The organism is Azospirillum sp. BE72, from assembly GCF_031455875.1.
GTDB lineage: Bacteria > Pseudomonadota > Alphaproteobacteria > Azospirillales > Azospirillaceae > Azospirillum.
The window spans coordinates 434,300-454,042 of the sequence record NZ_JAVDTO010000001.1; the positions used below are offsets into that span (position 1 = coordinate 434,300).

Annotated in this window: 19 protein-coding genes and 1 other RNA gene; 6 read left to right on the top strand and 14 right to left on the bottom strand. The window is 69.4% G+C overall.

Annotation, left to right across the window (positions count from 1 at the left end; translation table 11 throughout):
- Positions 1-89: 89 nt before the first annotated feature.
- The 4 genes from J2Y49_RS02150 to J2Y49_RS02165 form a co-directional block, all read right to left on the bottom strand.
- On the bottom strand, positions 90-551 hold the full coding sequence (locus J2Y49_RS02150) for a GNAT family N-acetyltransferase (RefSeq protein WP_310111699.1): 462 nt from the start codon (positions 549-551) through the stop codon (positions 90-92).
- Between the two features lie 117 nt (positions 552-668).
- A complete protein-coding gene (locus J2Y49_RS02155) occupies positions 669-1,913 on the bottom strand; it encodes a TAXI family TRAP transporter solute-binding subunit (RefSeq protein WP_310111701.1) in 1,245 nt (414 codons plus the stop codon).
- Between the two features lie 96 nt (positions 1,914-2,009).
- The gene (locus tag J2Y49_RS02160; RefSeq protein ID WP_310111702.1) at positions 2,010-2,504 is read right to left on the bottom strand and encodes a HupE/UreJ family protein; all 495 of its coding nucleotides are present in this window, start codon (positions 2,502-2,504) and stop codon (positions 2,010-2,012) included.
- A gap of 122 nt (positions 2,505-2,626) precedes the next feature.
- On the bottom strand, positions 2,627-3,190 hold the full coding sequence (locus J2Y49_RS02165) for a hypothetical protein (RefSeq protein WP_310111704.1): 564 nt from the start codon (positions 3,188-3,190) through the stop codon (positions 2,627-2,629).
- Positions 3,191-3,363: 173 nt separating this feature from the next.
- Here J2Y49_RS02165 and J2Y49_RS02170 point away from each other — a divergent pair, with 173 nt between their 5' ends.
- Complete coding sequence (locus J2Y49_RS02170) at positions 3,364-4,902, top strand: DNA polymerase Y family protein (protein WP_310111706.1); 1,539 nt, start codon at positions 3,364-3,366, stop codon at positions 4,900-4,902.
- A gap of 150 nt (positions 4,903-5,052) precedes the next feature.
- Here the strand turns inward: J2Y49_RS02170 and J2Y49_RS02175 are convergent, their stop codons facing one another.
- Entirely contained in the window at positions 5,053-6,009 is a 957-nt protein-coding gene (locus J2Y49_RS02175) for an acetyl-CoA carboxylase carboxyltransferase subunit alpha (protein WP_310111707.1), read from the bottom strand.
- A gap of 184 nt (positions 6,010-6,193) precedes the next feature.
- Here J2Y49_RS02175 and J2Y49_RS02180 point away from each other — a divergent pair, with 184 nt between their 5' ends.
- Positions 6,194-6,946 carry a class I SAM-dependent methyltransferase gene (locus tag J2Y49_RS02180; RefSeq protein ID WP_310111710.1) on the top strand — a complete coding sequence of 251 codons (753 nt, stop codon included), beginning with the start codon at positions 6,194-6,196 and terminating at the stop codon, positions 6,944-6,946.
- Between the two features lie 44 nt (positions 6,947-6,990).
- Here the strand turns inward: J2Y49_RS02180 and J2Y49_RS02185 are convergent, their stop codons facing one another.
- Positions 6,991-7,554, bottom strand: coding sequence for an HNH endonuclease (locus tag J2Y49_RS02185; RefSeq protein ID WP_044550074.1), 564 nt, complete (start codon positions 7,552-7,554; stop codon positions 6,991-6,993).
- Positions 7,555-7,980: 426 nt separating this feature from the next.
- On the opposite strand from J2Y49_RS02185, the gene J2Y49_RS02190 reads away from it, so the two are divergent.
- Entirely contained in the window at positions 7,981-8,148 is a 168-nt protein-coding gene (locus J2Y49_RS02190) for a hypothetical protein (protein WP_014248815.1), read from the top strand.
- 60 nt (positions 8,149-8,208) lie between these two features.
- Complete coding sequence (gene gluQRS, locus J2Y49_RS02195; protein ID WP_310111719.1) at positions 8,209-9,069, top strand: tRNA glutamyl-Q(34) synthetase GluQRS; 861 nt, start codon at positions 8,209-8,211, stop codon at positions 9,067-9,069.
- Between the two features lie 6 nt (positions 9,070-9,075).
- Here gluQRS and J2Y49_RS02200 read toward each other — a convergent pair whose 3' ends face one another.
- The 6 genes from J2Y49_RS02200 to J2Y49_RS02225 all read right to left on the bottom strand — a co-directional run bounded on the left by J2Y49_RS02200 (position 9,076) and on the right by J2Y49_RS02225 (position 16,021).
- The gene (locus J2Y49_RS02200; RefSeq protein ID WP_310111721.1) at positions 9,076-11,244 is read right to left on the bottom strand and encodes an NAD(P)/FAD-dependent oxidoreductase; all 2,169 of its coding nucleotides are present in this window, start codon (positions 11,242-11,244) and stop codon (positions 9,076-9,078) included.
- Positions 11,245-11,605: 361 nt separating this feature from the next.
- The gene (gene recR, locus J2Y49_RS02205; RefSeq protein WP_310111723.1) at positions 11,606-12,199 is read right to left on the bottom strand and encodes a recombination mediator RecR; all 594 of its coding nucleotides are present in this window, start codon (positions 12,197-12,199) and stop codon (positions 11,606-11,608) included.
- Between the two features lie 59 nt (positions 12,200-12,258).
- Positions 12,259-12,582: a YbaB/EbfC family nucleoid-associated protein gene (locus J2Y49_RS02210; protein ID WP_085090301.1), complete on the bottom strand. Its 324-nt coding sequence runs from the start codon at positions 12,580-12,582 to the stop codon at positions 12,259-12,261.
- Between the two features lie 3 nt (positions 12,583-12,585).
- Complete coding sequence (locus tag J2Y49_RS02215; protein WP_310111733.1) at positions 12,586-14,478, bottom strand: DNA polymerase III subunit gamma/tau; 1,893 nt, start codon at positions 14,476-14,478, stop codon at positions 12,586-12,588.
- A gap of 105 nt (positions 14,479-14,583) precedes the next feature.
- Positions 14,584-14,681: signal recognition particle sRNA small type (gene ffs / locus J2Y49_RS02220), an RNA gene on the bottom strand.
- Positions 14,682-14,827: 146 nt separating this feature from the next.
- Positions 14,828-16,021: a phosphoglycerate kinase gene (locus J2Y49_RS02225; RefSeq protein ID WP_310111735.1), complete on the bottom strand. Its 1,194-nt coding sequence runs from the start codon at positions 16,019-16,021 to the stop codon at positions 14,828-14,830.
- A gap of 294 nt (positions 16,022-16,315) precedes the next feature.
- Here J2Y49_RS02225 and J2Y49_RS02230 point away from each other — a divergent pair, with 294 nt between their 5' ends.
- Both J2Y49_RS02230 and J2Y49_RS02235 read left to right on the top strand, forming a co-directional pair.
- Positions 16,316-17,920 (top strand): CHAD domain-containing protein, encoded by a 1,605-nt coding sequence (locus J2Y49_RS02230; protein WP_310111738.1) that lies wholly within the window; start codon positions 16,316-16,318, stop codon positions 17,918-17,920.
- An 11-nt stretch (positions 17,921-17,931) separates the two neighbouring features.
- On the top strand, positions 17,932-18,555 hold the full coding sequence (locus J2Y49_RS02235) for a ParA family protein (RefSeq protein WP_310111740.1): 624 nt from the start codon (positions 17,932-17,934) through the stop codon (positions 18,553-18,555).
- Positions 18,556-18,581: 26 nt separating this feature from the next.
- Here J2Y49_RS02235 and J2Y49_RS02240 read toward each other — a convergent pair whose 3' ends face one another.
- Positions 18,582-19,364, bottom strand: coding sequence for a methyltransferase domain-containing protein (locus J2Y49_RS02240; RefSeq protein ID WP_310111743.1), 783 nt, complete (start codon positions 19,362-19,364; stop codon positions 18,582-18,584).
- 91 nt (positions 19,365-19,455) lie between these two features.
- A complete protein-coding gene (locus J2Y49_RS02245) occupies positions 19,456-19,731 on the bottom strand; it encodes a hypothetical protein (RefSeq protein WP_310111745.1) in 276 nt (91 codons plus the stop codon).
- Positions 19,732-19,743: the final 12 nt, after the last annotated feature.

Below are 19,743 nucleotides of genomic sequence, written 5' to 3' on the forward strand. Positions count from 1 at the left end.
CATCGGTGCTTGCGCGTCTCGTTGGGGGAGGGTTGACGGGGATTCCGGCAACAGGGGGGGCAAGGAAAGTTGGCGGAAGAGCGGGCGCCTCATCCCGCCCGCGACAGGCGGTAGAGCACCAGTGCATCCCCTTCGTTGGACGGCGCGGCCACCGGCGTCCAGCCGTTGCGTTCGTAGAAGGCACGGGCGGCGGCGTTGCGGGCGGCGCAGGCAAGTTCGGCCGGGCGCTGGCCGCCGCGCAGCAGGCCCAGAGCCTCGCGCAGCAGGGCGGAACCGATGCCGCGCTTGTGCCATCCGGGGTCGATGAACAGGTTGTGGATGATGCGGGCCTGCGGATCGAGGGAGACGAAGCCGACCACCGTCCCGTCCGCCTCGGCGACCAGCACCGCATCCTCGCGCACGCAGTCGTAATAATCGTCCAGTCTGAAGCGGTCGGCGGGCTGCCAGGAAAAGGCTTGGCGGCGGCCATGCAGGAAGATCTCGGCGCAGCGCGTCGCGTCGGCGCTGCGGACGGAACGGATCGCGATGCCCCTCCCTTCGCCGGCCGGCATGCCTTCCCCCTTCTGCCCGTTGCGGTCGATCGCCTGGATCAACCGGATGGGAAACAGGATATTCCCTCGGTGGGGCGGCGGGGAACGCTCCTTTCGTCTCGTCCCGAGAACGGAGCCTCAGCGTGCCGTCTTCTCCCCGGCCGGCTTTTCTCTGACGGCTTTATCCCCGGTGCCGGCGCCGTTCTCCGGCGTGGATGCGGGCGTGCGGTTCTCCTCGTTGGCGGCGTTGCCCAGCAGGCCGGCCTCCCGGTAATAGCGCTCCGCCCCCGGATGCAGGGGAACCGAGACGTTGGCGACCGCGCGGGCGGGGTCGAAATTGCGGCCCTGCGGATGCCCGTCGGCCAGGATGCGGCGGGTGTTCTCGTGCCACAGCGCCCGGACGATGCCATGGATCAGATTTGGGTCGCGGTCGGCGCGGGTCAGCAGCTCCGCCCCCAGGCTCAGGGTCGGGGTGGCGGCGCTGCCGGGATAGGCGTTGGCGGGGATCTCGTCCTCGATATAGAAGCGCTGGGTCCGCAGCAGCCGGGCGGCCGGCTCGCCATCCAGCGGCACCAGCCGGATCGGCACGCGCGCCGCCACGTCCGCGACCGCCGACACCGGATAGCCGCCGACCATGAAGAAGCCGTCCAGTTCGCCCTTCGCCAGACGGTCGGCCGCCATGCCGGGCTTCAGGTAGTGCGGCGTGATCGTCGTTTCCGACAGGCCGTAGGCGTCCAGGATCAGCCGCGCCTCCACCAGCGTGCCCGACCCTTCCTCGCCCAGCGAGATGCTGCGGCCCTTCAGGTCGGCCATGCGGTCGATGAAGCCGTCGGACCGGACGACGATCTGGATCGCCTCCGCATAGAGCATGCCGAGCGAGCGCAGCTCCGCGAAGGGGCGCTTGCCGGTGAAGTTGCCGGTGCCGCTGTAGGCCCAGAAGGCAACGTCGGCCTGGGCGAAGCCGGCCTCCACCGTGCCGGCGCGCAGCAGCTCGACGTTGTCGACGGAGCCGTTGCTGGCCTGCGCCACCACGATCAGGCCGGGGATGCCGCAGCTTCCGCCCTTGTCGCAGGGCCGGGATCCCGGCGGGTTGGAGATGGCGTTGGCGATCAGCCCGCCGATCGGGAAATAGGTGCCGGCGGTGGTGCCGGTGCCGATGCGGAAATAGCGCAGGTCCTGCGCCGCCGCCGGCCGTCCTCCGCCCAACGCCAAGCCGCCGGCGGAAGCCAGCAGCGGCGGCAGCGCCAACCCGCCCAACAGGCGGCCCAGCAGTCGCCGGCGGGTCAGTTGGCTGATCGGGGGGGCCGCATCGGAATGCGTCTGAAGCCCCGGAGAGGGGAGCCCCGGCGGGGTAAGGCAGGCTTTGGCGGCTGCGCGGGGCACCGGGGCGTTCCGTTCGTCTGGCCCGGTCATCCGGGCTGGGAAGAGGGGTGCCTTCAAAGATTTCCGCGCAACCCCCTCATTTCAAGGCGCAACCGGTCAAATCACGCCGACGAGGTCGAGAATGCCCGCGACTGCTACCGCACCGCCACACACGCGCACCGCCCGGTCCGACTCGGCCTGGGTCACCGCGATCGACAGGCCGAGCCCGCCGCAGGCCACCAGCATCAGCCCGGCGGCGAAGCCGGCCCAGTAGAGCGGCGGCCCCTGGTGGGCGTGGCCGTGGAACACCGCGGCGACCGCGGCGACCAGAACCGCCAGAACGGCCGGCGCCCGCACCCCCAGCGCCACCAGCGATCCGATCACGACCAGCGAAGCCGCCAGCCCCGGCCCGGCATAGGGCAGCCGCAGCCCCATCTGCGCGGCGAAGCCCGCCGCCAGCGCCGCGGTCACGGCGGCGGCCGGCACTTGCCAGACCGCGGTGCCGCCGGCCTGTCCCGCCCACATGCCGATGCCGAGGATGCCCAGCAGATGCTGCAGCACCCACACCGGCGTGGTCAGCCCGTTGCCGAAGGCCCCCGTCACCGTCGTCATGCGCCCGCATCCTCCGTCCGTTCCGAATCACGGGGCCGGTATGGCGGCAGAGCGGGTGCGGGGTCAAGCCGCCAAGGCGGAGGTTGCCGGGAGGATGCTGCCGAAGGGATGCTGCCAGGAGACTAGCGTGCCAGCGGGTCGCCCCATTGGCGCAGGTCGTTCTCGCGCTTCATCAGATCGCGCTGGCCCAGCGGGTCGAGCCGCCCCATGGCGTCATCGGTGCGCATACGGTCCACCTCCGGCCGGATCAGGTCGCGCTTGAAGGCGTCGGTGGCGCTCTGCGACGAGGGCGGGGGCGGTACCGGGATCGGGCGCGGCGGCTGCGGCATGGCGGCCGGGTCGGGTGGGGGCGACGAACTGCCGCGGGGACGTTTGGGAGGCGGCCGGTCGGTGTCTCTCGAGTCGGTGTCTCTGGAGTTGGCGCGGGGCTGCGGCTCCTCTGTCTGCCGTGGCCGGGCGGTGGTGCCGGGCCTTGCGTCGTCACGCGACTGCTCCGCCTGGATCTGGCTCCATGTCCGCCGTTCCCCGCCTCCCGGACCGAATGTCTGGTTGTAGACCGGCGGGAAGGCCTGGGCGCGGCCGGGGGTATCGTCGCGCAACTCCGAGGGTGCACAGGCGCCTGCTGCCAGCAGAAAAGCCAGCGGTGCCAGACGGCGGACGACGAGAGACGGGAGATGTGGGGTCATGAACGGAATGTCGGCATTGCCGAACGTTTCGGCAAGGTGACCCTAAAGGAGGGACTCCCCTCGCAGCCAAGCTGGCGCTAGAGTGTTCTTTCTTTGTTCCGATTGTTGGTTCCCGCATGACGCGCCCTTTCTCACACCCGGACCTGCCCCCCTCTCCCCGGGGGGAGAGGGGATTGGGTCGTTGGGGAGGAAGGCGCCGCATCCTCGCCCTGTGGCTGCCACGCCTCCCGACCGACGCCCGCGAGCGGACCATGCCGTCCGAGTTGCGGGCCCGCCCCTTCGCCTTGCTGCGGACGGAACGCCAGCGGCGGATGGTGGTTGCGGTCAACCGGGCGGCGGCATCGACCGGCATCGCTCCCGGTCATACCCTCAGTGACGCCCGCGCGCTGGAACCGGCGCTGGAGGTGGCGGAGGCGACGCCGGAGGCCGATTCGGCCCTGCTCGGCCGCATCGCCGACTGGGCGCGGCGCTACAGCCCCTGGACCGCGGCGGACGAACCGGACGGGGTGGTGATCGACATCACCGGCTGTGCCCACCTGTTCGCCAACCATCTATGCGAGGGCGAGGCGGCGCTGGTCGCCGACCTGACCGGCCGGCTGCGCGCCGCCGGCTTCAGTTCCCGCGCCGCCATCGCCGACACCCCTGCCGCCGCCTGGGGGCTGGTCCGGTTCGGCAGCCCGGAGGACCGGCGGCAGGAGCGGTTGGACGGTCTGCCTCTGGCCGCCCTGCGCCTGCCCGCCGAGACGGTGGAGGGGCTGCATGCGCTGGGATTGCGCCGGATCGGCGATCTGCATGCCATGCCGCGGGCCGGCCTTGCGGCGCGGTTCGGGGGCAGGTTGCTGCAACGATACGATCAGGCCTTCGGCCGGCTGGATGAACCAATCTCCCCGCGCCGGCCGGTGCCGGAGCACCGCGAGCGCCTGACCTTCGCCGAGCCGATCGCCACGCCCGAGTCGATCGCCGGGGCGCTCCGCCATCTGCTGGGCCGGCTGTGCAAGGGGCTGGAGGCGGCGGGGCAGGGGGTGCGCCGGCTGCGGCTGGACGCCCACCGCACCGACCAGCGGGTGGACGATGAACCGCAGAGCCTGACTCTCGGCACCAGCCGCCCGACCCGCGATCCGGCGGCACTGGTCCGGCTGGCAGCCCCGCTGCTGGAGCGGATCGACCCCGGTCCGGGGCTGGAGACGCTGGTGCTGTCCGCGACGGAGACCGGGGCGCTCATCGCCATCCAGACCGGCATCGACGGCGAAGGAACAGATGGCGGGTTGGCCGAACTGGTCGACCGGCTGGCTCTGCGGCTGGGGGAGCGGGCGGTGCTGCGGCTGGTGCCGCGGGAAAGCTGGTTGCCGGAACGCTGCGTGGCGCCCCTGCCGCCGGTGGAAACCTTGCCGGTGCCCAAGCCCTGGCCGGCCGGCCGGCCGCGGCCCCTGCGCCTGCTGACCCCGCCCGAACCGATCGAGGCCACCGCCCCGCTTCCCGACGACCCGCCGTTGCAATTCGTCTGGCGCGGCCTGCGCCACCGCGTGAACCGGGCCGAGGGGCCGGAACGGATCGAATGCGAGTGGTGGCGTCCGGAGGGATCGCTGGGGCTTGCCGTGCGCGACTATTATCGCGTGGAGGATGGCGCCGGCCGCCGCTTCTGGCTGTTCCGCGCCGGACTGTACCGGCCGGGGGAATGGCCGCGCTGGTTCCTGCACGGGTTTTTGGGGTGAGGGTGGTTTTGGGATGAAGGCGTTAGGCCCCCACCTAACCTCCCCCGCTGGGCGGGGGAGGGACTGCCGCTTTTCTGTAAAACGACAGGTTTCCGAACAAGCGGATGTCCCCTCCCCCGCCCAGCGGGGGAGGGTTAGGGTGGGGGTAAATCACCCCAGCCCCTTCTGCCCCATCTCCAGGAACTTCTCGCGGCGCTTGGCGCGCAGCGTGACGCCGTCCAGCCCGTCCAGTTCGCCCAGCGACTCCTCGATGCAGTCGCCGAGCTTCTTGATGGTCTCGGCCGGGTCGCGGTGGGCGCCGCCGATCGGCTCGCTCACCACACGGTCGATGACGCCCAGCTCCTTCAGGTCCTGGCTGATCAGGCGCAACGCGATGGCCGCCTCGCCCGCCATGTCGGAGCTGCGCCACAGGATCGACGCGCAGCCTTCCGGCGAGATCACGGAATAGATGGCGTGTTCCAGCATCAGCACGCGGTCGGCGGTGGCGATGGCGATGGCGCCGCCCGAGCCGCCTTCGCCGATGACCGAGGCGACCATCGGCACGTTCAGCCGCAGGCAGCGCTCGATGCTCTTGGCGATGGCCTCGGCCTGGCCGCGCTCCTCCGCCTGGACGCCGGGGAAGGCGCCGGCGGTGTCGACCAGCGAGACGACCGGCAGCTTGAAGCGCTCGGCCAGATCCATCAGGCGCTGGGCCTTGCGGTAGCCTTCGGGCTTCGCCATGCCGAAATTGTGGCGGACGCGCGATTCGGTGTCGTTGCCCTTTTCCTGGCCGATCACCACCACCGAGCGGCCGCGGAAGCGACCCAGCCCGCCGATGACCGCGCGGTCCTCGGCGAAATGACGGTCGCCGGCCAGCGGCGTGAAGTCCTCGATCAGGCCGTGCACATAGTCCAGGCAATGCGGACGATTGGGGTGGCGGGCCACCTGAACCTTCTGCGCGGGCGTGAGCTTGGCGTAGGTCTGCCGCAGGAGCTTGTCGACCTTGGCCTGCAGCTTTGCGACCTCGTCGGCGATGTTGATGTCGCCGGCGTTGGTCAGGTGCCGCAACTCCTCGATCTTGCCTTCAAGCTCGGCGATCGGCTTTTCGAATTCCAGGAAGGTCTGCATGCCGGACACGGGTGGTTGGCGGGGCGCACGAAAAAGCGCGCGCTTGGTTAGCACGCCCGGCGCGCCTGCGCCACAGCGGAAAGATGCGGGACGGCCTGGGAAGGGTTCCGCGACGAACCCACAGGGTTTATCCTCATCCGCCGCGGAATTCCAACCCTAATCATTCCGGGGCGACTCCAGACCGATGACCTCCTTCAAGGACCATTTCTCCGGCCATGCCGACGATTATCGCGCTTTCCGGCCGACATACCCGGATGGGCTGGCGGTGGCGCTGGCCGATGCGGCTCCGGCCCGCGGGCTGGCCTGGGACGTCGGGTGCGGCAACGGCCAGTTCTCAGTCGCGCTCGCCGCCCGCTTCACGACGGTCCACGCCACCGACGCCAGCGCGGAGCAGATCGCGCAAGCCGAACCGCATCCCAGTGTCCGCTACGCCGTCGCCCCGGCGGAGGACGGCGGCCTGCCCGACAACTGCTGCGACCTGATCGTCGCGGCGCAGGCGGCGCATTGGTTCGCCCTCGACCGCTTCTATGCCGAGGTGCGGCGGGTGGCGAAGCCGGGGGCGGCGGTGGCGCTGGTCTGCTACGCGTTGCAGCAACTGGACGATCCGGTGCTCGACCCGGTGGTGGAGCGTTTCCACAACGGCACGCTGGGACCCTACTGGCCGGCCGACCGCTGGAAGGTGGTGAACGGCTACCGCGATCTGGATTTTCCGTTTGCGACAGTGCCGGTGCCGCCGCTGGCGATGGAGGCAGTCTGGTCGCTGCCCCGGCTGCTCGGCTACATGAACACCTGGTCGGGTGTGAAGGCGGCGACCCGGGCGCTCGGCCGAAACCCGCTGGAGGCGTTCGCGGAGGAGATCGCACCGCTGTGGGGCGAGCCGGAACGCGAGCGGCGGATCCGCTGGCCGCTGACGGTCAGGCTGGGGCGGGTGGAGTAGAGTGGAGGCATTGCACTGCCCCCACCCCCGTCCGTATCGCGGTCCTACATCGGGTCCAGTTCCGAATCCCAATAAAGAAAATCCCGCCAACTCTCGTGAAGGAAGTTTGGCGGGAAGGCGCGTCCGTTCTCTTGCAACTCGTAGGCGGTGGGCTGGAAGGGCGGACTGAGCGGGATCATGCCGCAGACATGGGGAAGGCGGTCGCCCTTCGCCAAGTTGCAGGCGGAACAGGAGGTGATGACGTTTTCCCACGTCGTCCGACCGCCGCGGGACCGCGGGATCACATGGTCGAAGGTCAGATCGTGGGTGGGGAAGGGGCGGCCGCAATACTGGCAGGTGAAGCGGTCGCGCAGGAAGACGTTGAAGCGGGTGAAGGCCGGGCGGCGCGTTGCCGGAATGAACTCTTTCAGAGAGATGACGCTGGGCAACCGGACTTCGAAACTTGGGGATCTGACGACCCGGTCATAGTGCGATACGATGTTGACCCGTTCCAGAAAGACCGCCTTGACCGCTTCCTGCCAGGACCATAGCGACAAGGGGAAGTAACTGAGCGGGCGGAAATCCGCGTTCAGCACCAGAGCCGGACAGTGATCGGGTGGTGGAGCCAATGGCCACTCCCTTGTCTGAAACCGTGTCTGGATCCCGGCACGCGACACTGAGGCGGCTTTGTGCGCGGGGGCGTGTCTACTCCGCCCCGGCGGCCGGCCCAACTGCTGGATCGCCGATCCGGGACAACGAAATACATAGTGGATCGGCGGCCCGGACTCAACATCTTGACCCGGTGAGGCCGAATTTCTTCACCGTTGTGTAACCTTTTTCGCGCTGTGGGCATCGCCGGCCGACGCGGGAACCGGTCATTCGGCACCACCCGCGGCGGCTGTGACATCGGGAAAAAAGACTCGCGCTTGCCTTGTGCAGTTACTCCTCGTTAACCATAGCGGCGCCATGGTGGGTCTCGTTGATCCAAGACGATCAGATCGAACACGATCCCGCCGGTCCGAGCCGGCCGGAAGCGACCCCGAGGAAAGTCCGCCATGACCGCCGTCATCATCGACCTCGCCCAGAAGCGCCGTGAACGCGAGGAGCGTGAACGCCAGATCCGCATCGACGCTTTCGACCGCGAGCTGCGCCGCCGTCTGGCGCTGTATCTGGAAGGCGAAGAGATCCCGGTCGAGCCGATCCGCGACAATCCCTACATCTGAGACCAACCAGATCGTTACATCCCGCGCCCCGTCCGGCGCGCGATCCGCTATAAAGCGGGAATGAGCGATCTCGTCACCCGCTTCGCCCCCAGCCCGACCGGGCACCTGCATCTGGGGCATGCCCATTCCGCGCTGTTCGGCTGGACCACCGCCCGCAGCGCCGCCGGCCGCTTCCTGTTGCGGATCGAGGACATCGATCCCAACCGCTGCCGCCCAGACTACGAGCGCGACCTGATCGAGGATCTGGCTTGGCTCGGCCTCGACTGGGACGGTCCGGTCCGGCGCCAGTCCGACCATTTCGACGATTTCCGCGCGGCACTCGCCCGGCTCGAGTCGCTGGGCGTGCTCTACCCCTGCTTCTGCACCCGCAAGGACATCGCCGCGGAAATCGCGCGGGCCGGTGCAGCGCCGCACGGCCCCGACGGTCCCCTTTATCCCGGCACCTGCCGCCACCGCTCGCCCGAGGAGCGGGCGGAGCGGATCGCCCGTGGCGATGCTTGGGCACTGCGGCTCGATGTGGCCGCCGCCTGCCGGCTGACCGGACCGCTGCGCTGGCACGACCGGGCGCAGGGCTGGCAGGAGGCGACTCCGGAACTGCTGGGCGACGTGGTGCTGGCCCGCAAGGACACGCCGACCAGCTATCACCTCAGCGTCACCGTCGACGACCATCTGCAGGGCGTGACGCTGGTCACCCGCGGCGAGGATCTGTTCTTCGCCACCCACCTGCACCGCCTGCTGCAGGCTTTGCTGGGCTACGATCCGCCCGACTACCACCATCACGGCCTGCTGCGGAACGCGGCGGGCGAGCGGCTGGCCAAGCGCGACCGTGCCCAGACCCTGCGCTCGCTCCGCGACGAAGGCCGCAGCCCGGCGGAGGTCCGGGCGATGGCCGGGTTTGCCGGGGCCGGGTTTGCGGGATAGTAGGGCTCACCCCATCTGCGCCACCGGCAGGGTAGACGCGCAGGCGGCGCTCCGCCCGGCGGCGTTGCGCAGGGACTCGGGCGTCAGGCTCTCCTTGCCCAGCAGGGCTTCGGCGGCCAGCCGGCCGGAGATGACGCAGGCCTCCACGCCGGGACCGGGGAAGACGCCGGCGCCGGTCAGGCACAGGCCGGGGATCGGGCTGCGGCGGGTCAGGCGTTGCTGGTCGGGAGCGATGCCGTAGATGCTACCGGCACTGGTATGGGCATAGCGGGCGAAGGTGGCGGCGCTGGCCTCCTGCCGGGTGGTGATGTGCCGTTCCAGATCGGGGATCAGGCGGGACGCGGCGGCGATCATCGCGTCGCCCTCCGCCCGCTTGCGCGCCTTGTAGGACGGATCGGCGCGGTTCCAGCCGGCATCGGCCGGGGCCAGCCGCAGCAGCGCCACCGCGGCATGCCCTTCGGGTGCGAGGCTGCGGTCGTGGGTGGACGGGACGGCGATGGCCATGCCGAAGCCGGTCCGATCCCGCGGCAGGAAGGTCATCGCCGGCAGGTCGGGGACCATGTCCAGCCCAAGCGTGACCATGAAGGCCGAGGTGGACGGACGCAGCGCCGCGCAACGGGCAGCGTAGGCGGCCGGCAGATGCTCCACCCCCACCAGTTCCAGCATGGTCCGCCGCACGTCGGCGTTTGAGATCACGGCGGGAGCGCGGACGGTGCGGCCATCTGCGGTCTCCACCCCGGCGGCGCGGCCGTTCTCGATCAGGATGCGCGTGGCGGCGCTGCGCAGCCGGACCTCACCGCCATCGGCGCGGATCGACTGGGCCAGCGCGTCGGCCAGAGCCTGCGACCCACCGGCGGGATAGAAGCCACCGGAAAACCAATAGCCGAAGATCGGCGCCATCTGTCCGGCCGTCAGCAGTTCCGCCCGGTTGCTGAGATAGCCGGTCAGCACGGTCAGCAGGCGCTGGCCGGCGCGGTCGGGGATGTAATGGTCCAGCATCTCCTGGAACGGCCGGGCCATCCAGCGCATGGCGTGCGGGCTTTCCGTCACATAGCGCCGCATCGCCGCCACCGATTGCGGGATGTTGGGCAGGCCGCGTTCGGCGCAGCCGCGATACATGTCGTCATAGACCGCCCGCATCTCCGCCAGGAAGGCGGCGGCTCCGGCGGCGCTGGGCGGGTGGTCGGCGGCGATCTGGGCTGCCAGCCCATCGGCATCGTCGGCCAGTAGACGCAACTTGCCATCCAGCGCGACGCCGCGGTTCACCGGCTGCCAGTCCACCCGGTCCACGACCCCCAGAGAGCGCAGCAGATGGTCGACCGGACCGCCGGGATGGGCGCCGCTGATGTCGTGGACGCCGGCATCGAAAACGTAGCGGAAGGGCTCGGCGCCCGGTTCGCCGCGGTTGCGCGCCTTGACCGTCCAGGAGGTGCAGAAGCCGCCGGGGCGGTCATGCGCCTCCAGCACCGTCACCCGCGCCCCGGCCCGCGCCAGCAGCGCCGCCGCCGTCAGGCCGCCGATGCCGGAGCCGACCACCACCACGTCGCGCTCGTTCGGCGTTGTACGCGTGCGGTTCAGGATCGCGGGCGCCGGCCAGGGATGCGCATCGGCCTCCGCCAACCGCCGGCGCATTGTGCGCCCGACGATCCAATCCGGCAGCAGCCGGTTGGCGACCATGCCAAGTGCGCTGCTGCCGATGGAGAAAGCCGCCTCCCAGCCGGGCAGGGCGGCGAAGCCGAGACCGCCGATCAGGAACAGCACGCCCCAGACCGCCGTCATCAGCCGGTTGACGGCGACGAACTGCGGCAGGTGCCAATACTCGCGCGGCCAGTCGTCGCGGGCATATTGCAGGGTGAAGGGGCTGCCGGCTGCGATGCTGCCGAAGGCCATGGCCGACAGCGCCAGATGGATGGCGAGGCCGAGATTGTGGACCGGCCAGTCCCAGCCCAACGGACCGCAGACGGGCAGGATGGCGAAGAAGGCGGCGGCCACCAGCTCGGGCGCCTTGAGGGAGCCGCGCAGCCTGTCGAGGACGCAGAGGGCGAGGCTGGCCGCGAGCGCCGTTAGGGAGGCCGGCAGCAGCCCGGCGAGCGGCAGGACGGCGCCGAACAGCAGCCAGGGAGAGAAGCCCAGCAGGATACGGAACGCGATGGGAAGCTTGGCGGGCGTACGCATCGGGATGGTGCCTTCGCAGGTGGTGGATGTTGCGAAGGACCATTGTCGGCAGGCGGGTGTACGTGCCAGCGCAGGTACGCCGGGCGCAGTGTCGGCTTCGTGAATTGCGGTGTACGGCGGTTGGCGATGCGTGAAGTGCGGGAGTGTACGCTTCGGGAGGGTGTATGTGTGAGGAGGTGAGACCCCCACCTAGCCTCCCCCGCTGGGCGGGGGAGGGACTGCCGCCGCCATTCCGAACAAGCGCTTAATCCCCTCCCCGCCCAGATCTCGCACAAAGCTATGCTTTGTGCTGACGCGACAGGCGGACCATAGGTCCGCTGAGAGCGGGGGAGGGTTAGAGTGGGGGGTATCGCAGCCAACGCTACAGCGGCCGCCGTGCCTTCAGCGCCGCCGTCAACGTGCCGTCGTCGAGATAGTCCAGCTCGCCGCCGACCGGGACGCCATGCGCCAGACGCGAGACGGACACGTCGGAGTCTGTCAGGCGGTCGGTCACCACATGGGCGGTGGTCTGGCCGTCGACGGTGGCGTTGAGCGCCAGGATGACCTCGCGCACCGCCGGATCCTTGGCGCGTTCGGCGAGGCCGGCGATGTTCAGGTCGTCGGGTCCGACACCCTGCAGGGCCGACAGCAGGCCGCCCAGCACATGGTAGGTGCCGCGGAAGGCGCGGGTGCGTTCCAGCGCCCACAGGTCGCCGGCATCCTCCACCACGCAGATGACCGAGCGGTCGCGGGTGGAGTCGGAGCAGACGGTGCAGGGGTCGCGGCTGTCCAGGTTGCCGCAGACGGAGCAGGCGCGGATCGATTCGCCGGCCGCCGCCATCGCTTCCGACAGGGGCACCAGCAGGCTGTCCCGCCGCTTCATCAGATGCAGCGCCGCCCGCCGCGCCGACCGGGGACCGAGCCCCGGCAGCTTGGACAGCAACTGGATCAGGCGTTCGATTTCAGGTCCGATCATGAATGTGCAAATCCGCCTCTCCCCTCCGGGGAGAGGGGATTTTCACAGGTGCTGTAGAATCAGAACGGCAGCTTCATGCCCGGCGGCAGCTTCAGGCCACCCATCATCTTCGAGGTCTCCTCGGCGACATGCTGCTCGACCTTCTTCTTGGCGTCGTTGAAGGCGGCGACGATCAAGTCCTCCAGCACCTCGACGTCCTCGGGATCGACCACCGACTTGTCGAGCTTGACCTTCTTCATCTCGCTCTTGCCGTTGACGGTCACGACGACCATGCCGGCGGCGCTCTGGCCGGTCACTTCGACCTGCTCCAGGCTCGCCTGCATTTCCTGCATCTTGGCCTGCATCTGCTGGGCCTGCTTCATCATGTTGCCGATATTCTTCATCGGTCAGTACTCTCCTTCGTCGTCGAGGGGGTAGTAGACCCCGTCGTCCTGCTGCTGAACCATGAAATCGGGTGTCTCGCCGTCATCCGCAACCGCCGCACTCTCCGCTGCGGCAACTTCTGCGAGGTCGCGGATGTCGATGATCTTCGCACCGGAAAATGCGTCGAGCACGGCGCGCACCACCGGGTTGGCCTCCGCCTCGGACAGCGCGCGGCGCTTTTCGGCCTGGCCCTGCTCGGCCAGCGTCGGCTGGGCGTGGCCTTCGGACAGGGCGACGATCCAGCGATGGCCGGTCCATTCGGTCAGGAACTGCCCGACCTTGGCCGGCAGCGTCGGCGGGGCGGCGGGGCGGAGCTTCAGCTCCAGCCGGCCCGGCTCCATGCGGACCAGTTGCACCGTCTCCATCAGATAGCCGTAAAGCGCGCCCTCGCGCCGGTCGGAGAACAGCTGCACCAGCGCACGGAAGTCGTGCGGCATCGGCGATAGCTCTTCGCCGGCCGGGGCGGCGGCCAGGGCAGGGTTGGCGGCGGTGGCCGCCTGTGCCACGGGCGCGCTCTGCGGCTGGGCGGAGCCCATGGAGCGGGCGACGGCGTGGGTCGCCATGGAAGGGGATTGGCTGGCGACGGCGACGGGGCCGCCGCCACCGCCGGGACCGCGGCCGCCGGGCGCACCCGCTCCGCCATTGGCCTGCTGGGCCTGGAACTGGCGGATCAGCTCGCCCGGCGTCGGCAGGTCGGCGGCGTAGGACAGGCGGACGATCACCATCTCCAGCGCCTGCTGCGGCACCGGGGCGGCCTGCACCTCGTTCAGCCCCTTCAAGAGAAGCTGCCAGGCGCGGGTCAGCGCCGGCATGCCGAGCTTGCCCGACAGGGCGGAGCCGCGCGTGCGCTCCGCCTCCGGCAGGGAGGGGTCGTTGGCGCTGTCGGGCACCACCTTCAGGCGGGTCAGATTGTGGACGAGGTCCAGCAGGTCCTGCAGGATCACCACCGGATCGGCCCCGACACGGTGCAGGTCGGACAGGATGTCCATCGCCTCGGCAGGCTTGGCGGAAACCGCGGCCTCGAACAGGTCGATGACGCGGGTGCGGTCGGCCAGACCCAGCATGTCGCGCACCTGCTGCGCCGTGACGGTGCCGGCGGCGAGCGCGATGGCCTGATCGAGCAGAGACAGCCCGTCGCGCACCGATCCGTCGGCGGCGCGCGCGATCAAGGCCGCGGCATCCCCCTCGATGTCGGCGCCTTCCATGGCGGTGACGCGGGTGAAATGCTCCTTCAGCACCTGGGCGTCGACGCGGCGCAGGTCGAAGCGCTGGCAGCGCGACAGCACGGTGACCGGGACCTTGCGGATCTCGGTGGTGGCGAAGACGAACTTCACATGGCTCGGCGGTTCCTCAAGCGTCTTCAGGAGCGCGTTGAACGCGCTCTTCGACAGCATGTGGACCTCGTCGATGATGTAGAGCTTGTAGCGGGCCGAGACCGGCGAGTAGCGCACGCCGTCGATGATCTCGCGGATGTCGTCGACGCCGGTGTGGCTGGCGGCGTCCATCTCCATCACGTCGACGTGGCGGTCCTCGGCGATGGCGCGGCAGTTGTCGCAGACGCCGCAGGGGCTGACCGTCGGCCCGCCCTTGCCGTCGGGGCCGGTGCAGTTCAGCGCGCGGGCGATGATGCGTGCGGTGGTGGTCTTGCCGACGCCGCGCACGCCGGTCAGCATGAAAGCCTGGGCGATGCGGCCGGACTGGATGGCGTTGGTCAGGGTGCGGACCAGCGCGTCCTGCCCGATCAGCTCGTCGAAGGTCTTCGGCCGGTATTTGCGCGCCAGCACCCGATAGGCCAGCCCGGTGGCAGGAGCCGTGGCGGGTGCGGAAGCGGGAGTGTCGACTGTGGTATCGGTCACGCGGCTGGCCTGTCGAAACGACGGGAGGGGGAATTTCGGGCCGCAGGATAGCGCCCCGGCGCCGCGCTGTCGCCGTCTGTTTCGTGCTGGCAATTTTTGAAGAGGGTGGGAGACTGGACGAACGACCCGAGCCGTAACTCGTTGCGGCTGCTTCCTTCCGGACCTGACCGGGTTGGCGAGGGACTCGTCCGACGCCAGTCTCCCGCTGCTGTTATGGGCATTCGCGCGTGCGGATGCAAGCCTATTCGAGTCCCGGTGCTTTCGAAGCCGCAACCGTTTATCCCCGGACATGCAAAAGGCCCCGGGCCGAAACCCGGAGCCTTTCGCGTCTGCGATCCCGTGGAACCGCTTACTTCTTCAGCGCTGCGACGCCCGGCAGTTCCTTGCCTTCCAGCCATTCCAGGAAGGCGCCGCCGGCGGCGGACACGTAGGTGAACTTGTCCTCGACCCCGGCATGGGCCATTGCCGCGACGGTGTCGCCGCCGCCTGCGACCGACAGCAGGCCGCCGGCCTCGGTGCGGGCGGCGACCAGACCGGCAACCGCGTTGGTGCCGGCGTCGAAGGGCTGGATTTCGAAGGCGCCGAGCGGGCCGTTCCACACGACGGTCTTGGCGCCCTGCAGCTTCACGCCCAGGAACTCGACGGTGGCCGGGCCGATGTCGAGAGCCATCTCGTCCGCGCCGATGGCGTCGAAGGCGACGACGCGGTTGGCGGCGCCGGCCTTGAACTCCTTGGCGACGACGAAGTCCTTCGGCAGCAGGATCTCGCAGTTGGCTTCCTTGGCGGTCGCCATGATGGCGCGGGCCTGGTCGGCCATGTCCTTCTCGCACAGCGAGGCGCCGACGTCGGTGCCCTGGGCGAACAGGAAGGTGTTGGCCATGCCGCCGCCCAGCACCAGCAGGTCCACCTTGCGGACCATGTTGCCCAGCAACTCCAGCTTGGTGGAGATTTTCGCACCGCCGACGACGGCGGCAACCGGACGCTCCGGCTTCTCCAGCGCCAGGGTCAGGGCCTTCAGCTCCGCTTCCATCAGGCGGCCGGCGGCGCTGGGCAGCAGGCGGGCGACACCCTCGGTCGAGGCATGGGCGCGGTGCGCGGCGGAGAAGGCGTCGTTGACGTAGAGGTCGCCCAGATCGGCCATCTGCTTGGCGAAAGCCGGGTCGTTCTTTTCCTCTTCGGCGTGGAAGCGGGTGTTCTCCAGCAGCACGATGGCGCCGTCATGCACCTTGGCGATGGCTTCCTTGGCCTTGTCGCCGACGCAATCCTCGGCGAAGGCGACCTTCTGGCCGACGGCGGCGCTCAGCGCGTCCAGCACGTTGCGCAGCGAGTTCTTGGCGTCCGGGCCGTTCTTCGGGCGACCGAAATGCGACAGGACGACGACCTTGGCGCCCTTGGAGGACAGCTCCTTCAGGGTCGGGGCGAGGCGGTCGATGCGGGTGGTGTCGGACACCTTGCCGTCCTGCATCGGGACGTTCAGGTCGGCGCGCACCAGCACCGTCTTGCCGCTGACCTCGAGGTCGTCGATCGTGTTGAAATCGGTCATCTTCACACTTCCCCTGATAATGGCCGTTTCCCGTCCGGGATCGGCCCTCGGTCGATTTGCCGGAACCCAATCACAGCGCCGACCGCATTGCAACGCCCCAAGGGTGGGGTGAAATGGGGCATATTGACCCTGCAACCCCTGTCAAAGCGCTACGAACGAAAGGAAGATGCGGGGAAGATGGGTACTGCAACCCCAGGCTTCTGCAACATTTCCGTAACTTGACCCTGTCCATGGCCTGTGCAAACACCCAACTGTAGGCCCATGGGCCGTAAAACGGGGGTTGAAGCGCAGGCGATGGCTGAGGCGGACATCAACCGCGAGACGGAATTGAAGCTGGCGGCAAAGCCGGAAGACTTTGACACGCTGCGTGCCGCTCCCGCCATTGCGGACCGGGCAACCGGACCGGCAACGGCGAAGACCCTGGAAAGCACCTATTACGACACCGAAGACCGCCGGCTCGCCGCGCGCAAGGTGACGTTGCGGGTGCGCAAGACCGGCGACGGCTATGTCCAGACGGTCAAGTCCGCGCCGGACGAGGACGGGCTGGGACGCGGGGAATGGGAATGCGCGGTGACCTCCGCCGTGCCCGACCTGACGCTGATCACCGACGGCGCCGCCATCGAACTGCTGGGAACGCTCAGCGAATCGGAACTGCAGCCGGTCTTCACCTCGGTCGTCGAGCGTACGATCCAGGACGTGACGCTGGGCGAGGGGGGTGACGCCGCCGCCATCGAGGTCGCCTTCGACCGCGGCCGGATCCTGCTGCCCGACGGTCGGTCCAGCGACCTGTGCGAGGTGGAACTGGAGTTGAAGAGCGGTTCGCCCACCGCACTCTACGATCTGGCGCAGGAGCTGACGAAGGCGGCACCGCTGCGGCTGGAGATGCGCACCAAGGCGGAGCGCGGCCACGCGCTGGCGAATGGGGCGACCGAGAAGGCGCTGAAGGCGGAAAAGCTGCTGCTCGACCCCGAGACGACGGTGGAAGGGGCGGTCGCCCGCATCGTGCGCGCCTGTCTTGCCCACATGGTCGCGAACGAAGCGGTGACGCTGGCCGGCGACGATCCGGAGGGCGTGCACCAGATGCGCGTCGCGCTGCGCCGGCTCCGCTCGGCCATCGCACTGTTCCGGCCCTTCATTCCGGCCGCGCAATATCTCTGGCTGGTCGGCGAGATCAAGTGGCTGGCCGGCAGCCTGGGGCCGGCGCGCGACTGGGACGTGTTCGGCGAGGAACTGCTGGCCCCGGTGCGCGACGCCTTTCACAAGGCCGACGGGCATGGCCGCTCGGCGGTGGAGGATCTGGACACGCTGGCGGCGGCGGCCGAGGCGAAGCGGCTGCGCGCCTATGAGGGCGTGCGCGAGGCGATCCGGTCGGACCGCTACACCGCCTTCCTGCTGGGCGTCGGCGGCTGGGTAGAGAAGCGCGGCTGGCGCGACCAGCCCGTCAGCGAGGACTCGGTGCGGCTGTTCCAGCCGGTGATCGGGCTGGCCGACCATCTGCTGAACAAGCGCCACAAGAAGGCCAAGCGGGCAGGACACGGCTTCGCCCATTTGCCGGTGGCCCAGCGCCACCAACTGCGCATCGCCCTCAAGAAGCTGCGCTATGCCGTGGAGTTCTTCCGCAGCCTGTATGACGACAAGCCGGTGCGCCGCTACATCCAACAGCTTGCCGCCTTCCAGGACGCGCTGGGCCACCTGAACGACGTGGCGACGGCGACGCGGCTTCTGCACGAGCTGCATGACGACGGCAGCCGCTCCGCCCCCGGCGAGCCGCGCGCCGCCGGCATCGTCATCGGCTGGCACGCCCGCGGCGTGGCCGACACCGAAGCGGCGCTGGTCGCCCTGTGGCATGATTTCCTCGACACCAAGCATTTCTGGTCGAAGCCGGACCCAGCGGTGTAGAGTCCGGCCCCATGCTGACCATCCTCGTCGCCAACATCAAGGGCGGCTGCGGCAAGACGACCGTCGCCACCCATCTCGCCGCCGCCTCCGCCGCGGCGGGCCTGCCCACCGTGCTGGCCGACGTGGACCGTCAGCACTCCTCGCTCGGCTGGCTGGAACGCCGGCCGGGACAGGCGCCGAACCTGGTCGGGCTCGACTGGGCCAAGGACTTCTCCGATGCGCCGCGTGGCACCAAGCGGCTGGTGATCGACGCGCCCGCCGCGCTGAAGACCAAGCAGATCGAGGATCTGGTGAAGATGGCCGACGTCGTCGTGCTGCCGGTGCTTCCCGGCGCCTTCGACGAGCAGGCCACCCAGCGCTTCCTCACCAAGCTCGATGAGTTGAAGCGCATCGCCAAGAAGAAGACCACGGTGGCGGTGGTCGGCAACCGCATGCGCGCCCGCACCAGGGCCGCCGACCGGCTGGACCGTTTCCTGGGCGGCATCGGCCATCAGGTGGTGACCCGCCTGCGCGACAGCCAGATCTATGCCGATGCGGCCGAAAGCGGCCTCAGCCTGTTCGACATGCCGGGCAAGCGCGCTGCCGAGCATCGCGGCGACTGGCAACCGCTGCTGAGCTACATCGACGGGGTTTGAGAGAAGGGGGCTGCATGCGGCCTCCCCTACACCCGCACCACCACGAACAGCCATTTGGTCGGGATCAGCGTGTTGCCGCTGGAGTGCTCCGGATAGGCGGCCTCCAGGCGGCGGCGGTAGGCGGCGAGGAAGCGGTCGAGTTCGGGACCGGTCAGGCGATCCATCACCGGGGCCAGCGCCGCCTGATGCAGCCATTGCAGAAGCGGAACGTCGCCGTCGAGGACGTGGAAATACTCGGTCTCCCACAGCTCGATGGACGCTCCTTCCGGGCCGAGCCAGTCGTAATAATCCTGGGCATCGTAACCCCGGCCCTCGGTCAGCGGAGCCGCGGGCCAAGCGCCATGCAGCCGGTCCGCCCAGGGCCCGTCGGCGGCGGTTTCCAGAAGCAGGCTGTGGGTGGTCTGGTCCTGCGGGCGGGGCAGGGCGACGGCCAGCACGCCGCCGGGGCCGAGCGATTGCAGCAGTTCGGGAAACAGCCGGTCATGCCCGGCCACATGCTGAAGCCCGCCGGCCGAGATGACGAGATCCGTCGGCCAGTGCGGACGCCAGACCGCCAGATCGGCGTGGAGGTAGCGCACGGGCGACGGCGTGTCGGCGGCCCAGCGCAGCATCGCCCGCGAATGGTCGACCGCCAGAACGTCGGCCTGGGGCCAGCGCGCCGCCAGCAGCCGGGACAGCTGCCCGGCGCCGCAGCCGAGATCGACGACCGAGCGCGGCGAGAAGGAGGAGGGAAGCGCCGCCGTCAGGTCGATGACGGGACGGCGGCGCAGGACATCGAGCGTCGCGAAGGCGTCAGGGTCCCATGCCATGCTGTGTGTCATGTGGCACCCGCTTTGTTGGGCTTACGCCCTCCAGCCTTCGCGTCGACTGTCGGGACTCCGCAGATCGGAGCCCGTACGGTCAGTGGGCGGAGCCCATGCGGTCGAAATAACGGCCGATCGACGCGAAGATGAAAAGCACGCAGCCGAGGAAGACGATCAGGCCACCGATGGCGAATGCGTCGTCCGCCGCGCGCGAGGAGGCGAGGAGGCCGACGAAAGCCATGAGGCCGGCGAGGATGGGATTGATCCAGTAGGAGAAGGCTTTCACGTCGCGAAGTCCTTTCAGAACAAGGCGTTGGTGGAGGGAAAGCGCCCGCCTCCCGCCCCGCCGGGCTTCCCGCGAACGCTTCGTCATTGAAGGGATTCT

Bases quoted from the DNA above. Each gene is read 5' to 3' on its own strand.
- J2Y49_RS02150 (WP_310111699.1), bottom strand. From the start codon at position 551: ATGCCGGCCGGCGAAGGGAGGGGCATCGCGATCCGTTCCGTCCGCAGC.
- J2Y49_RS02160 (WP_310111702.1), bottom strand. From the start codon at position 2,504: ATGACGACGGTGACGGGGGCCTTCGGCAACGGGCTGACCACGCCGGTG.
- J2Y49_RS02165 (WP_310111704.1), bottom strand. From the start codon at position 3,190: ATGACCCCACATCTCCCGTCTCTCGTCGTCCGCCGTCTGGCACCGCTG.
- J2Y49_RS02175 (WP_310111707.1), bottom strand. From the start codon at position 6,009: ATGCAGACCTTCCTGGAATTCGAAAAGCCGATCGCCGAGCTTGAAGGC.
- J2Y49_RS02180 (WP_310111710.1), top strand. From the start codon at position 6,194: ATGACCTCCTTCAAGGACCATTTCTCCGGCCATGCCGACGATTATCGC.
- J2Y49_RS02190 (WP_014248815.1), top strand. From the start codon at position 7,981: ATGACCGCCGTCATCATCGACCTCGCCCAGAAGCGCCGTGAACGCGAG.
- gluQRS (WP_310111719.1), top strand. From the start codon at position 8,209: ATGAGCGATCTCGTCACCCGCTTCGCCCCCAGCCCGACCGGGCACCTG.
- J2Y49_RS02200 (WP_310111721.1), bottom strand. From the start codon at position 11,244: ATGCGTACGCCCGCCAAGCTTCCCATCGCGTTCCGTATCCTGCTGGGC.
- recR (WP_310111723.1), bottom strand. From the start codon at position 12,199: ATGATCGGACCTGAAATCGAACGCCTGATCCAGTTGCTGTCCAAGCTG.
- J2Y49_RS02210 (WP_085090301.1), bottom strand. From the start codon at position 12,582: ATGAAGAATATCGGCAACATGATGAAGCAGGCCCAGCAGATGCAGGCC.
- J2Y49_RS02225 (WP_310111735.1), bottom strand. From the start codon at position 16,021: ATGACCGATTTCAACACGATCGACGACCTCGAGGTCAGCGGCAAGACG.
- J2Y49_RS02230 (WP_310111738.1), top strand. From the start codon at position 16,316: ATGGCTGAGGCGGACATCAACCGCGAGACGGAATTGAAGCTGGCGGCA.
- J2Y49_RS02235 (WP_310111740.1), top strand. From the start codon at position 17,932: ATGCTGACCATCCTCGTCGCCAACATCAAGGGCGGCTGCGGCAAGACG.
- J2Y49_RS02240 (WP_310111743.1), bottom strand. From the start codon at position 19,364: ATGGCATGGGACCCTGACGCCTTCGCGACGCTCGATGTCCTGCGCCGC.
- J2Y49_RS02245 (WP_310111745.1), bottom strand. From the start codon at position 19,731: ATGACGAAGCGTTCGCGGGAAGCCCGGCGGGGCGGGAGGCGGGCGCTT.